This is a genomic window from Suttonella sp. R2A3, assembly GCF_021513215.1.
GTDB lineage: Bacteria > Pseudomonadota > Gammaproteobacteria > Cardiobacteriales > Cardiobacteriaceae > JAHUUI01.
This window is the reverse complement of sequence record NZ_CP090975.1, coordinates 1,446,756-1,461,490: the sequence shown is the minus strand read 5'-3', so window position 1 is coordinate 1,461,490 and position 14,735 is coordinate 1,446,756. Positions and strand designations below refer to the sequence as shown.

General features: G+C 49.1%; 10 protein-coding genes and 1 pseudogene. All 11 read left to right on the top strand.

Annotation, left to right across the window (positions count from 1 at the left end; all coding sequences use genetic code 11):
• Positions 1-11: 11 nt before the first annotated feature.
• The 11 genes and pseudogenes from putA (at position 12) to rhuM (ending at position 14,726) form a co-directional block, all read left to right on the top strand.
• Positions 12-3,728, top strand: a complete 3,717-nt coding sequence (gene putA / locus L0B52_RS06975; RefSeq protein ID WP_235064012.1) for a bifunctional proline dehydrogenase/L-glutamate gamma-semialdehyde dehydrogenase PutA — start codon at positions 12-14, stop codon at positions 3,726-3,728.
• Positions 3,729-3,869: 141 nt separating this feature from the next.
• On the top strand, positions 3,870-5,420 hold the full coding sequence (locus L0B52_RS06970; RefSeq protein WP_235064011.1) for a TolC family protein: 1,551 nt from the start codon (positions 3,870-3,872) through the stop codon (positions 5,418-5,420).
• Complete coding sequence (locus L0B52_RS06965; RefSeq protein WP_235064010.1) at positions 5,413-6,396, top strand: HlyD family secretion protein; 984 nt, start codon at positions 5,413-5,415, stop codon at positions 6,394-6,396. The genes L0B52_RS06970 and L0B52_RS06965 overlap by 8 nt, the downstream gene beginning before the upstream one ends.
• Entirely contained in the window at positions 6,393-7,592 is a 1,200-nt protein-coding gene (locus L0B52_RS06960; protein WP_235064009.1) for an ABC transporter permease, read from the top strand. The genes L0B52_RS06965 and L0B52_RS06960 overlap by 4 nt, the downstream gene beginning before the upstream one ends.
• Complete coding sequence (locus tag L0B52_RS06955; protein WP_235064008.1) at positions 7,592-8,755, top strand: ABC transporter permease; 1,164 nt, start codon at positions 7,592-7,594, stop codon at positions 8,753-8,755. The genes L0B52_RS06960 and L0B52_RS06955 overlap by 1 nt, the downstream gene beginning before the upstream one ends.
• Before the next feature lie 113 nt (positions 8,756-8,868).
• Positions 8,869-9,159 carry a hypothetical protein gene (locus L0B52_RS06950; protein WP_235064007.1) on the top strand — a complete coding sequence of 97 codons (291 nt, stop codon included), beginning with the start codon at positions 8,869-8,871 and terminating at the stop codon, positions 9,157-9,159.
• A 453-nt stretch (positions 9,160-9,612) separates the two neighbouring features.
• Positions 9,613-11,184 carry a type I restriction-modification system subunit M gene (locus L0B52_RS06945; RefSeq protein WP_235064006.1) on the top strand — a complete coding sequence of 524 codons (1,572 nt, stop codon included), beginning with the start codon at positions 9,613-9,615 and terminating at the stop codon, positions 11,182-11,184.
• Positions 11,185-11,186: 2 nt separating this feature from the next.
• Positions 11,187-12,407, top strand: a complete 1,221-nt coding sequence (locus L0B52_RS06940) for a restriction endonuclease subunit S (RefSeq protein WP_235064005.1) — start codon at positions 11,187-11,189, stop codon at positions 12,405-12,407.
• 1 nt (position 12,408) lies between these two features.
• The gene (locus L0B52_RS06935; RefSeq protein ID WP_235064004.1) at positions 12,409-13,518 is read left to right on the top strand and encodes an AAA family ATPase; all 1,110 of its coding nucleotides are present in this window, start codon (positions 12,409-12,411) and stop codon (positions 13,516-13,518) included.
• Between the two features lie 97 nt (positions 13,519-13,615).
• A pseudogene (locus L0B52_RS09710) lies at positions 13,616-13,717 on the top strand (restriction endonuclease subunit S); the annotation flags it as partial.
• Between the two features lies 1 nt (position 13,718).
• Complete coding sequence (gene rhuM, locus L0B52_RS06925) at positions 13,719-14,726, top strand: virulence protein RhuM/Fic/DOC family protein (protein ID WP_235064002.1); 1,008 nt, start codon at positions 13,719-13,721, stop codon at positions 14,724-14,726.
• Positions 14,727-14,735: the final 9 nt, after the last annotated feature.

Here is a 14,735-nt window from a genome sequence, read left to right as displayed (position 1 = left end):
AGGAGTTAACATTGAGTGATTTAGCGACATTTCGGCAGTGGTACCTAGCAGACGAAGCTAAAGCGGTACAACGTTTATTAGAGGCTGCTGCTTGGCAAGAAGGCGAACTTGATCGAGTCAGCGAGATTGGTCGCGGCTTGATTGACGCGATTCGCGCTGGTGAAGGTGTCGGTCTTCTCGATGCGTTTTTACAAGAATACGCCCTGTCGAGCGAAGAAGGCATTGCCTTGATGTGTTTGGCCGAAGCGATGATGCGTGTGCCCGATTCTGACACACTCGATGAACTGATTTACGACAAATTTGGCCGCGCAAAATGGCGTTCGCACGTCGGTAAAAGCGATTCATTTTGGGTCAACGCGGCCACTTGGGGCATGCTCTTTACCGGCAAAGTGGTAAATTTTGGTCGTGAAGACGAGGAACGCTTTGGCAACACGCTACAGCGCTTGATGCGTAACTCCAGCGAACCCGTGATCCGTAACGCCGTCCGCCAAGGGATTAAAATCATGGGTAAACAATTTATCCTTGGTGAAACCATCGAAACCGCGATGAAGCGCGGCAAAAAAATGCAGGAGCGCGGCTACCGCTATTCCTTTGATATGTTAGGTGAAGGCGCGCGCACCGAGCGCGACGCTGAGCGCTATTACCAATCGTATCTCAATGCGCTTGAGGCGATCGGTATGGCGCAAAGCCAGGGCAACCCGATTGATAACTCAGGCCTGTCGGTCAAATTATCCGCGATTCACCCGCGTTATGAAGTAATGACCGAAGATCAGTGTGTGCCTGAGCTAATCGAGCGCATGCTTGAGCTCTGTAAACGCGCGAAAAAATACAATATTGGTTTAACCATTGATGCCGAAGAAGCGTGGCGTTTAGAACTGTCGATGGATGTGATTAAAGCGCTGTGTGAAGACGAATCGCTCAAAGACTGGCAAGGTTTGGGGCTAGCCGTTCAAGCGTATCAAAAGCGCTGCCCGGAATTGCTCGATTGGTTGATTGCACTTGGCCAAAAGCATAACCGTCGCTTTATGGTGCGCCTGGTTAAAGGCGCGTATTGGGATAGCGAGATCAAATGGTACCAAGAGCAAGGCCTCGCGGGCTATCCGGTCTTTACCCGCAAAGACAATACCGATGTGTCGTATTTAGCATGTGCACGCAAAATGCTCGGCGCACAAGATGAAATCTTCCCGCAATTCGCCACCCATAACGCGCACACCGTGGCTGCGATCTTAGCGATCACCGCTGATAAAGATCTCGAATTCGAACTCCAGCGCTTACACGGCATGGGCGAAGTCCTGCACGCAGAAGTGGTCGAGAAAGGCGAGCGTAAAGTGCCTTCGCGTATTTATGCCCCGGTCGGCACCCATAAAGACTTACTCTCCTATCTCGTTCGCCGCCTGTTAGAAAACGGCGCCAACTCATCGTTTGTTAACCACATCAGTAATGATGAAGTCAGCGCAGATCAGCTATTGACCGACCCGGTAGCAAAAGTTGCCGCGCTGGATAATGTTACTAACGAGCATATCCCGCTACCTCGCGACATTTACCCAACGCGCACGAACAGTAAAGGCTTTGACCTCACCTTCCCACCGGTGATCGAGCATTTCCGCAACATATTAAAAGAAAAGCCGGATTGGCAAGCCGCCTCACTAGTGGTCGATTATCAACCGGATATGAGCCAGGCCAAAGACGTCAACTCACCAGCAGACCGCAACCGCCGCATTGGCACAGTGTGCGAAGCTGATGAAGCCTTAGCCAAACAAGCGATCACCGCTGCCGAACAAGGCTTCAGCGCTTGGTCGCAAACCAGCGCCAAACACCGCGCCGCCCTTACTCGCGCACTCGCTGATCAATACGAGGCACACATGGATGACTGGCTGCGTTTGTGCATCTTTGAAGCTGGTAAAATGTGGGGGGACGCGGTCGCTGAAATGCGCGAAGCGGTTGATTTTTGTCGTTATTACGCTGATGAAATCGAGCGTATCGACGCCGAAGGCGGCATGAGCGCACAAGGTGTGTGGGTGTGTATCAGCCCTTGGAACTTCCCACTGGCGATTTTCACCGGACAAATCATCGCCGCTTTGATGGCCGGCAATACGGTAGTCGCCAAACCCGCCGGACAAACCCCGATTATCGCTCATTACGCCGTAAGCCTGATGCACGAAGTTGGCTTCCCACGTGAGGCCATCCAATTGGTGATCGGTGGCCCAGAAATTGGTGCAGCATTGACCAGCAACCCGGCGATCTGTGGTGTGGCGTTCACTGGCTCAACTGCAACCGCGAAAATCATCCAGAAAAGCTTGATGGCTGATGGCCAAGAGCGCACACTGATTGCCGAAACTGGCGGTCAAAACGCGATGATTGTCGATAGTACCGCGCTACCAGAGCAAGTGGTTGATGCAGTCATGATGTCCGCGTTTCAAAGCGCGGGCCAGCGCTGTTCTGCGCTGCGCGTCCTGTGCATCCAAGAAGATGTGTATGAAGAAACGCTGTCGATGATTAAAGGCGCGCTACGTGCTCGTCAAATTGGCGATACCGTGGCGAACAATATCGACGTTGGCCCGCTGATTGACGAAGCGGCGCGCGATAAACTCGAAGGGTATGTGCAAGAGCATGCTGAGCAAGTGCTGATTCGTCACGAAGGCGAAAACGGCTTGCCACAAACCGGGGTGTTTTTTGCGCCAACGATCATCGAGATTCGCGATATCAAAGAAATGGGCGACGAGCAGTTTGGCCCAATCTTGCATGTGCTCAAATTCCCATCAGGTGGCATTAGAAAATTGGTCGAAGGCATCAATAATCTCGGCTACGGCTTAACTGGCTGCTTACATTCACGCATTGAAGAGCGCCAGCACTGGTTTGCGCAACATCTGCACGTGGGCAATATTTATGTTAACCGCAACCAGATCGGTGCGATTGTCGGCTCACAACCTTTTGGTGGCCATGGCCTCTCCGGCACCGGTCCTAAAGCCGGCGGCCCACAATACGTCTATCGCTTTATGCAGGCTGACACGCCAGAATATCAAGGCTCAGGTGATACAGCAGCAACGCTTTCTTCGGAAATTACCTTTGACGAAGCGTTTAAGCACGCCCAATCGCTAGCGCGCATTTGGGACGTTAAAGCCGCTAAACAAGCGCCTGAGATTGCTGAACAGCTCGCAAACTCGGCTAAAACGCTGAATCTTGGTAACGATGAGTCATTTGCGCAAGCAATTCACGCACTGAGCAAAACTGCCGCAAAATTGCGCACCCTAGTTAAGATGCCCGGTGTGACTGGTGAGAACAACGAATGGCGCTGCTATGCACGTGGCGTTATCTTACAGATGCACGAGCAGCCCGATACACAAGCCTTGCTGCAAATCGTGGCTGCCGTCTTGTCTGGTAACAGCGTACTGGTCACCGATTTACCACAACAATGGGCAGATTGGTTCGCTAAAGCCGGCATCGATGAAGACGTTGTTCAAGGCATCTCAAGCAAAAACGTGAACCTCAACCACCCTGGCTTAAGCGCTTTGATGCTCTCTGGCAGCAAAGCTTGGCGCGCGAAACAACGCGAGCAATGGGCACAGCGCGAAGGCGCCATCTTGCCGTGCTTAACTGAATCGCCAATCAGAACAGGCAGCCAAGGTATCGCGGCGAACCCGAATGTGCTCGCACACTTGCTCTTTGAGCAGAGTATTTCGGTGAATACCGCAGCCGCTGGTGGTAACATCGAGCTACTTTCGCTCTAAAGCACCCCGTTAGCGCGGTAATCACACACCTTTATGTGATTACCGCGCTGCACTTTAATCGCTAACTTCGAGCGCCCGTTGCGCTCGTTTAACCATCTGTCACTGCCCTAAGTCGCTTTATTTGTTAAAATAAACGATTGTTTGTTATTTATTCGTATCATGTCGTTTCGCACCCTTGTTTTTTTCAGCACGTTGTTACCACTTGCTGCATTGGCTGACTGGGGCAGCTTGGATTACGCACCGCCTGCGGGAGAGACCGCAGAGGCGTTTGTGAGCAGCGCAGCACCTGTTAGTCGTTCCACCCTCGCGCCCACGCCACGATTAACCACGCTAACCTTTGCCGATGCGCTCGCACAAACCACCCAGCAATCACCATCGCTGCAAGCCGCACAAGCTGATGTGGCTGCGAAAACACTACAAAGTGAAGCACTCGATGGCATCAACAAACCGTGGGTTTTTGTCAGCGCCACTGCCGCGCGCTATCGTGTGAATGCCGATTTAGACACCAGCGATGTGCAAAACCGCATCAACGCGCTTGGCGGACAAGTTGATCAATTCTTAGGGCAACTGCCACCAATCCCGGGCTTATCGTTGCCGGATTTTTCACAAGCGGGCAACCTGCTACCCAACCCGATCGACCTGCAACGCGAAGACACCTACACCAACGCTGCATTAAGCGCGGTGTGGCCAGTCTATAGCGGTGGCCGTTTAGAAGCGATGCAAGACTTAGTTGGCGCGCGCGCAGAAGAAGCGCAAAGTAACCTTGCCAGCGTGGAACAAGGGCTGCAGCGCACCTTAATTGAGCGCTATTTTGGCTTGCAACTGGCGAAAATGGCGCTGCGCGTACGCGAACAAGCCAAGCGCACCATCGCCGGACACGACCACATGGCGCAGCGTTTTTACGACCAAGGCATGATCGCGCGCAAAGAGCGCCTGGAAGCTCAAGCAGCGCTTAGCGACGCACAAATGGAGGTTGAGCAGGCGAGAAACCGCGTCGCGCTGACAGAAGCCGGCTTAGCAGCCTTAGTGAATCAGCCCGACATTCAGCCGGCCAACGCGATTTTTGTCGACCGCACCCCACTACCACCGCTGCAATTCTTCCAAGACCAAGCAATCAGCCATTTCCCGGGCTTTGCGAAAATTGACGCCAAAGAGCATCAAGTCAGCGCGATGAAAGATTTTTCCGAAGGGGCGTTTAAGCCGTCAATCAGCGTACTCGGGCGACACGACATCCGCGCACACGACGCCGATTGGATGGTCGGGGTTAATATGCGCTATACCTTGTGGAGCGGTATTGATCGGCAAAAAATGATCGAAGCCGCGGATATACAGCAACAGCAAATCAGTGCGGTGCGTGCGCAAGCGCAATCCGATATTCGTCTATTGGTGAAAAAGCATTATCTCGCGGTCGAAGATGCACTCGCACGCTTTGCCGCGCATTCTGCACAACTGCCACTGGCGCGTGAGCAAGCACGACTAGCGAGCCGTGGGTTCGCTGAAGGACTCGCTACCGCACAAGATGCGATTGACAGTGAGACCAACCTTGCGAAAGTGCGCACCGAGCGCGCACAGTCTGCCTATGATTATTTGCTCGCCTTAGCCGATTTGCTTGATAGCGCAGGCATTCCTGAAACCTTTATTGACTATCAACTGCGTGCCGATGTGCGCATTGATGAGGCGCTCTATGATTAAAAAAATACTCGCATTCACCCTGCTCACCGGGCTGATTATTGCAACCATTTATGGCTACACCGTCGCTACACAACCGCAGCCTGTGGTCTTTCAGGGTCAGCTTGAAGCCAAAGAAACGCGCGTTGGCGCTAAAGTTCCGGGGCGCATTGGCGAACTGTTAGTGCGCGAAGGCGATCAAGTCGAAGTCGGCACACCGATCATGCGCTTAGACGCGCCAGAGATTGATGCCAAAGTCGCCCAAGCGCAAGCTGGCTATGACGCGGCACAAGCGTTAGTTGATAAAGCAAAAAGCGGTGCACGACCGCAGGAAATCGCGATGGCTAAAGCACAACTCGATCGCGCTCAAGCCGGCGCGACCTTTGCCGAGCAATCATGGGCTCGGGTGAGCGCCTTGGCCGATGAAGGACTGATCAGCAAGCAAAAACGCGACGAAACCTACGCACAATACCGCAACGCCCTCGAGCAACGTGACGCCGCACAAGCGCAGTACGACATGGCGCGCGAAGGTGCACGCAGCGAAGATATCGCTGCCGCTGAAGCGCAAGCCGCATCAATCGCCGCACAAGTCGCACAAGCAGAAGTTGCACGCGATGAAAGCCGGCTGCGTAGTCCAGTTGCCGGCGAGATTAGCGAAGTGATCCCTGATGTGGGTGAGATCGTTGCTCAAGGCGTGCCGATTGTGAGCGTGGTTGATCTCAGCGATCAATATCTGGTGCTCAATATTCGCGAAGATTATATTCGCCACTTCGCCTTGGATAGCGAATTTAACGGCGAGATCCCAGCGTTAGAGAACCGTAAAGTGCGTTTTCGCGTGTACACCAGCGCCGTCATGCCGGATTATGCGATCTGGCGCCCCACGCGCAACAGCGAAGGCTATGATATGCGCACCTTTACCGTTAAAGCGCGTCCGCTTGAGCCAATCAAAGATATGCGCCCGGGTATGAGTGTGCTGGTTAATCTGCCGGATACCCCTTGAATACATTTTTCCGCAGCGCGATCTTAGAATGGCGCTCATTCGAGCGTAACAGCTGGGATCAAGCGATGGTTTTATGGCTGCCGCTGCTGGTGGTCGCCCTGCTTTGGTGGACGTTCTCAGCAGGGCTCACCCATAAATTACCCATCGCTGTGCTCGATCAGGACCATAGCAGCGCTTCACGCGAGCTCACGCGGATGCTCGATGCCGCCCCCGGCATGCATATCGCGCTGTCAGCGAGCGATGCCCGTGAAGCCGAGCAGGCGATGCAAAGCACAGACGTGTACGCGATCATCACCATCCCGCACGATTTTTCACGCAACATCATCGAAGGTAAGGCCTCACCAGTGCTTGCCGATATTAACGCCCAATACGGCACCTATTCTGGCGTCATCCAGCGCGATGTACGCCAAGTGGTCACCACCTTTTCTGCCGGTGTGCAACAGCAGCTCATCACCGCACAAGGCATGCCGCCACAAAACCTCATGCCGGCGATTATGCCGCTGACCAGCGATAGTCAGATGGCGTTTAACCCCACTACCAACTACCAATCCTTCATCGCCGCCACCTTAATCCCTGCACTGCTGCATATTCTCGCCACGGTTGCCGGTGCGTATGGTTTTGGCCGTGAGCTGCGCGACAAAACCCTGCGCACGCGCTATTACGGCTCGCTTGGCTCAGCGAAACATCAACCGCATAACGACTACCTCGGGATGATGTTTGCCTTGCACGGCAAGCTGTTTTGGCCGATGATCGGTTACACCATCTGGGGTGCATTTAGCCTATCGCTGATTAGCGAACACAGCACCATCAGCCCGATCGCGTGGTGGCTGTGTTTTCTCGCCTACTACCTGCTGATTTCCATCTCGCTGTGGCTCGGTGTGCTGCTCGCAGCCACCCCGATTTCACTACGCATGGGCCTATCGAGCGCGGCGCTGATTACTGCGCCAGCGTACGCTTTTAGCGGCATGACGTTTCCTCTGCCAATGATGCCTGAAGGCGCGCAAAACATCGCCAACGCCCTACCGCTCACCCATTATTTACATATTCAAGTGATGCTGCTTGAGCAAGGCTCGCCCTGGCAAGCGGTTTTGCCAATCTTAGCGGGGCTCATTATCGCCAGTATTGTGTTGATGCTGCTCAGCATCGCGATGTGTTATCGCGCATTAGGGCACCCTGAGCGCTGGGGTGGCCGCTAATGACCCGTAACGGTTTCCGCGCCAGTTTCATCCACACCTTAGGCCTGATCGCGCGCGACAAGGCGATGATTTTGATGCTGATCTTAGCGCCCATCCTCTACGGCTTTTATTACCCTTGGCCGTATTCCACCCAGCTGATCTATGAAACGCAAATCGGCATCGTCGATCAAGACAAATCCACACTTTCACGACAAATCCAGCGCTTTATCAACGCGAGCCCATACACCGAGCTGCAACCGCTTAACGACCAACGCAGCGCCTATCAAGCGCTGGTTCGGCGCGAGATTGACGGCTACGTGGTCATCCCAAGTGGTTTAAGCCGCGCGATTACCCTCGGCAACCCAGCAGCGCTTGAGGTGAACGTGAATTCGGCATATTTATTGCTCGGTAAATCAGCGCTCACCGGTATTCTTGGCGCGACTGGCACAGTATCTGCCGGCATCGAGCTCACGCGCTTTGCCGCCCAAGGTTTGAGCACAGCGCAAGCCAATGTATTGCGCGATCCTGTACCGCTAATAATCAATCCGCGCTACAACCCCAATGAAGGCTACGGCAATTATGTTGTGCCTGCGGTGTCCTGGCTGATTTTGCAGCAGACGCTGCTGATTGGTGCGGCGCTCTTTATCGGTACGCTCACCGAGCAACGCCGCGTGACCGCCACGCCCTCAGGCTGGGCAGGACGCATCGCTGCGCTATCAATCATTAATATGATTATGGTGGTGTTTTACACCGGCTGGATCTTTATGGTCCAAGGCTATGCTCACGGCGGCAATCCGCTCGGCAACCTGCTGCTGATTACCCTATTCTCACCAACGGTCGCCTCCCTCGGCTGCCTGCTCGGCTTATGGTTTAAGGTGCGCGAGCGCGCGCTGCAAATCCTCACCTTCAGCTCGCTGCCACTGTTCTTTTTAAGCGGCTATTCCTGGCCGCTGGAAGTCATGCCCGACGCGCTGCTGATTTTGCGTTGGCTGACCCCAAGCACCGCAGCGATTCAAGCCGGCGTGCATTTTAACCAAATGAACGCACCGATCAGCGCCAACCTGCATTATCTATTTGCGCTCGCCGCCCTTGGCTTAGCCGCGTATGTACTGCTGATTTTCACCGGACGCATCAAGCCCGAAAACGAACAATCATCCGACACAGACACACATAACGCCGCTTAAGCGCTAAATATGATTACACCCAGCTGTGTCGTACAGATTGCCTTTTTTTCATCGTCTAACTCATTACTTATTAAGCTATAATTTAGCATTCAAGCAAAAAGGAAATAAAAATAATGCAGCTCTCTAAAAATCTACTATTTAGTATCGGCATTCTTGGTATGACAACAGCGCTACCAGCACACGCCCATATAGTCACGCCAAGCCACACATGCTTTGAGCCCAATAAACCTTATCAATTTGATACACAATGGCAAGAAGATCGATTCAATTCAGAAGTTGAAGACTATCTCTCTTGCATTAATCGCTTTATCGAAGAGCAACAAGAAGCTATCGCTAACCACAAAAAGGCAGCTCAAAATGCCATCAATGAGTGGGACGATTTTGTTCGACGGAAGCTAGATTAAACGTTAATGAGCACGTTTGGCACTGGATCTGTGTAAAACCCAATCAAACCACCATCTTTTACTAAAAAATTAGCGCTCGTATCATCAATACAAGCGCTAATACAAAATTCTGCCATACATGTGGCGTAGAACTTAAAAGCCAACTGTGACAACGCCCGGCTGTGCCGCATATAGCTTCACCCAATCATGCACAAACCGGAGTAAAGCGTCTTCTGATGTATCTGGTGTGGGTTTGATGAGCATCGCGCGATCTTATCAGTTATTGAGCCTCACATATTGGCAGGCAATGCGCGCAAAGTCCACTGCGCCGTCTTTGCCATGAGGCGCTTAAAAGATTGCTATCTCAAGACGTTAATTGATGCCCGATATGCTACACTCTAGGGCAATAAAATGCGCTTAAAAACAGCGCTCGTGAATAATCAGCTTAAGCTGCAAAACGAATAAAGGATCGCCATGACCAGCACCCAACAACGCGACGCGCTGCAGCGTCAAATATGGAAAATCGCCAACGACGTTCGTGGTTCAGTCGATGGCTGGGATTTTAAGCAATATGTGCTCGGCACGCTTTTTTATCGTTATATCAGCGAGAATTTTGCCACCTATATAGGCGGCGGAGACGCGGCAATGTACGCCAAGCTAAAAGACGATGACAGCCGACTGGAAGCGATCAAAGATGATGCGATCAAAACCAAAGGCTATTTTATTTACCCATCGCAGCTTTTTGCTAACGTTGCCGCGAGCGCGAATACCAACGACAACCTCAACACCGACCTCGCCAACATCTTTGCCGATATAGAAAACTCAGCCAACGGCTACGCATCTGAAACCGACATCAAAGGCTTATTCGCCGACTTCGACACCACCAGCCGACGCTTAGGCAACACAGTCAAAGACAAAAACACCCGCTTAGCCGCAGTGCTCAAAGGCATCGCTGGCATTGATTTCGGCGATTTTGAAGCCAATGAGATTGATCTCTTTGGCGATGCGTATGAATTTCTGATTTCAAACTACGCATCAAACGCCGGCAAATCCGGTGGTGAATTCTTCACCCCACAGCATGTCTCTAAACTGCTCGCTCAGATTGTGATGCACGGCCAAGAATCGATCAATAAGATTTATGATCCAGCCTGCGGCTCAGGCTCGCTGCTCTTACAAGCGAAAAAGCATTTTGACCACCACATCATCGAAGAAGGCTTTTTTGGGCAAGAGATCAACCACACCACGTATAACCTCGCGCGTATGAATATGTTTTTGCACAACATCAACTACGACAAATTCAACATCCAGCTCGATAACACCTTGCTTAACCCGCATTTTGCCGCTGACAAGCCCTTTGATGCAATCGTCTCCAATCCACCTTATTCGGTGAAATGGATCGGCAGCGACGACCCCACGTTGATTAATGACGAGCGCTTTGCCCCAGCTGGCGTATTAGCGCCCAAATCAAAAGCCGATTTTGCCTTTGTGCTGCACGCGCTGAACTACTTATCCGCTAAAGGACGCGCGGCGATCGTTTGCTTTCCCGGCATCTTTTACCGCGGCGGCGCTGAGCAAAAGATCCGCGAATACCTGATTGAAAATAACCACGTTGAAAGCGTGATCTCACTCGCGCCGAATCTCTTTTTCGGCACATCAATTGCGGTAAATATCTTGGTGCTCTCGAAAAAGAAACCCGACAGCGATACCCTGTTTATTGACGCCAGCGGCGAAGACTTTTTCAAAAAAGAAACCAATAATAACGTTCTCACCAACGACCATATCGCACGCATCTTAGCGCTGTTTACCGACAAAGAAGACGTTAATCATATCGCGCAATCGGTCAGCCTTGAAACGATTAGAGATAACGACTACAACCTCTCAGTCAGCGCCTATGTTGCGCCGAAAGACACCCGCGAAAAAATTAACATCACCGAACTCAATGCCGAACTTGCTGAAACGGTAACCAACATCAGCCGACTGCGCAGCGAAATTGACGCAATCGTTGCCGAGATCGAGGCCGCTGATCGCAGCAGCATAGAGGGTTGAGCATGCAGACCTTAGGATTTTTAGATCGGCTACTTGAGGGTGTTAAGGTTGAATGGCAACCCGTTGAAGAAATTTTTAATTTAAAAAATGGCTATACACCATCTAAGAAGAAAAAAGAATACTGGGAAAATGGCACAATCCCTTGGTTTAGAATGGAAGATATAAGAGAGAATGGCCAAATATTAAATGACTCTACTCAGAAGGTTGCTGAAACTGGCATTAAAGGTGGAAAGCTGTTCCCTGAAAATTCAATAATCATTGCTACTTCTGCAACTATAGGTGTTCACGCGCTTGTTACAGTGCCATATTTATCGAATCAAAGATTTACAAATTTAAGTTTAAAAAATAAATACAGCGAACAATTTGTAATTAAATTTATTTTTTATTACTGCTTTAAACTTGCTGAATGGTGCAAAAGGAATACGACACAATCTAGCTTTGCCTCAGTGGATATGAATGGCTTTAAAAAATTTGAAATCCCCATCCCACCGCTTGCTGTCCAAGAAGAAATTGTGCGGATTTTGGATACCTTTACCGAGCTTACCAATGAGCTTACCAATGAGCTTACCAATGAGCTTAGCGCACGCGAAAAACAATACAACTACTACCGTGATAAATTACTTACCTTTGAAGATGATGAGGTCGAGTGGAAAACTTTGGGGGAAGTAGCTAAATACTCAAAAGACCGCATTAACTTTGAAAAACTTAATGAATCTAACTATGTAAGCGTTGATAGTCTTCTACAAAATCGAGCTGGCAAAAAACCATCTGAACACGTTCCTACTAATGGTAATTTAACTAAATACAATACCGAGGATATTTTGATAGGGAATATCAGACCTTATTTAAAGAAAATATGGCAAGCAGATCGTGAAGGCGGTACAAATGGTGATGTGCTCGCTGTTCGCGCCAAAGATCCATCCATTATTCCAAGCTATCTGTACCAAGTCTTAGCTGATGATAAGTTTTTTGCGTACAACATGCGCCACGCTAAAGGTGCAAAAATGCCTCGTGGAAACAAACCCAAAATAATGGAATACCGCTTTCCAGTTCCTTCCATTTCTGAGCAACAACGTATTATTTCCATCCTAGACAATTTCGACACCCTCACAAACTCCATCAGCGAAGGTTTACCGCGAGAAATCGAGCTGCGGCAAAAGCAATACGAATACTACCGTGATGCGTTATTGAACTTCCCTGAACCTGAGAAAATAGAGACGTAAAATGAGCAGCACACTAAAGGAAATTGCACAGCAACTAAGAAACTCAGACAAAAAAGTACAGCTTATCTATGCTTTTAACGGCACAGGTAAAACACGGTTATCGCGTGAATACACAGAACTTGTTGCGTCTAGGTCATTGGAGTCTAATAATAATGAGTTGGGGTATCGTAACATACTGTATTACAACGCGCTTACGGAGGATTTATTTTATTGGGATAATGACTCGGCTTCACCTCTGCTAAAAATTCATCGCAATATTTTTACGCAATGGATGCTCAAAGATCAAGGGCTAGATCAAGAAGTTGTTAATAATTTTCAGAAATATGTCGATAAGAATTTAACGCCACGCTTCAATGATGATTTTTCAGAGGTAACCTTTACACTGCAACATGGTGATGATGAGACATCTGACGACCTAAAAATCTCTAGGGGTGAAGAAAGTAATTTTATTTGGAGCTTTTTTTATACGCTACTAAGTGAAGTTATTAGTGTGTTAAATAAAGAAGATGAAAGGGGGACAAGTCAGTTTGACCATCTGGAGCATATTTTTATTGATGACCCTGTGAGTTCGCTCGACCAAAACCATTTGATCGAGCTTGCATTTAATCTGTCAGAAGTGATTAATTCATCTCAATCTAGGTTAAAATTTTTAATCACAACACATAATCCACTATTCTACAATGTACTCTATAAAGAGCTGGAGCTAAATAAAAAAGGGAAAAAAGAAGGGTGCTATTTGTTAGAGCGTCATGCAAATGGTACATATGAACTTAATACAAAATATGGTGATTCAAACAAAAGTTTTTCTTATCATTTACATTTAATTAAAATACTTAAAAAAGCAATTTCAGACAACGAAATAGAAAGATATCATTTTATATTGTTGCGCAATTTGTATGAAAAAACTGCGAGTTTTTTGGGATATCCGAAGTGGTCTGAGCTATTGCCAGATGATAAAAATAATTACTACAATCGCATCATCCAATTTACAAGTCACTCTACATTACCCAGCGAAACACCAGCTTCGCCAAGTGCTCCAGAACAACAAATAGTTAACTTTTTGCTGCAGCACTTGTTAGAAACGTATAGTTTTTGGCATAACATGGAGTAGCACTATGGCAGATACTGCAATAGCGATAGTCGAAACTAAAATTGCGATCACTTTAGCTAAGCATATGAGGCAATTGAACGCGAAATACGCTTACCAAAATGAAGGTTTACCGCGAGAGATCGAGCTGCGGCAAAAGCAATACGAATACTACCTCGATGCGCTGTTGAGCTTCCCAAAACCTGAAGAAGCAAAGGCATAGGATGAGCACTCTAAAAACCCATGTTGAGCAGGTTGAGATTTTTACCAGTGACGATAACCAGGTTGAGCTAAAAGTTGCCTTTAATGATGATACGGTGTGGCTGGCACAAGACCAACTGTGCGAACTGTTTGGTCGTGAACGCTCGGTGATTACCAAGCATATCAATAATGTCTTTAAGGAAGGTGAGCTAGAGCGTCATGCAGTATGTGCAAAATTTGCACGTACTGCTGATGATGGTAAAACCTATCAAACGCAGCACTATAATCTAGATGTGATTATATCGGTCGGCTACCGAGTAAAGTCGGCTTTGGGCGTGCAATTTCGTCAATGGGCAACACGCATTTTGAAGCAGCATTTGGTTGAGGGTTATACGCTCAATCAGCATCGCTTAAAAGAGCAAGGGATCGAGTTTGAACAAATTGTTAACTTACTCAGGCAGACTTTAGCTAACCAAGAGCTGGTCAGTAACGATGGTGCGGTGGTGCTGTCGGTTATTAGCGAGTATGCACGCAGTTGGAGTTTGTTACAGCGCTATGACGAGCAAAGTTTATCTGACAATAACACCCAACACACAAGCATGTGCGCCATTTCTTATAATGATGCTTTGGCTGCTATTGCCAAGTTAAAAAAAGACTTAATGGCTAAAGGTGAAGCTTCTGAACTGTTTGGGCATGTGCGTGGTGATGGTTTAGCCTCCGCCATGGCAAGCATAGAGCAAGGTTTTGCTGGCGAATTATTCTATCCCAATATAGCAAGTCGAGCGGCACATTTGCTGTATCTTGTGATAAAGAATCATCCACTTTCTGATGGCAACAAACGCAGCGGTGCTTTTTTATTTTTATGGTATCTACAGTTAAATCGGCAGTTTTTAGCCAAGCCAGTTGAGCAGCTTATTAATGACAACACATTGGTTGCGCTTGCGCTATTGGTTGCTGAAAGCTTGCCCAAACAAAAAACATTAATGATTCGGCTCATAGAACATTTTATTTTACTAAAAGAAGATGAGTGATACAGACCT

Coding starts and splice junctions, on each gene's coding strand:
- L0B52_RS06965 (WP_235064010.1), top strand. CDS start 5,413: ATGATTAAAAAAATACTCGCATTCACCCTGCTCACCGGGCTGATTATT.
- L0B52_RS06955 (WP_235064008.1), top strand. CDS start 7,592: ATGACCCGTAACGGTTTCCGCGCCAGTTTCATCCACACCTTAGGCCTG.
- L0B52_RS06950 (WP_235064007.1), top strand. CDS start 8,869: ATGCAGCTCTCTAAAAATCTACTATTTAGTATCGGCATTCTTGGTATG.
- L0B52_RS06945 (WP_235064006.1), top strand. CDS start 9,613: ATGACCAGCACCCAACAACGCGACGCGCTGCAGCGTCAAATATGGAAA.
- L0B52_RS06940 (WP_235064005.1), top strand. CDS start 11,187: ATGCAGACCTTAGGATTTTTAGATCGGCTACTTGAGGGTGTTAAGGTT.
- L0B52_RS06935 (WP_235064004.1), top strand. CDS start 12,409: ATGAGCAGCACACTAAAGGAAATTGCACAGCAACTAAGAAACTCAGAC.
- rhuM (WP_235064002.1), top strand. CDS start 13,719: ATGAGCACTCTAAAAACCCATGTTGAGCAGGTTGAGATTTTTACCAGT.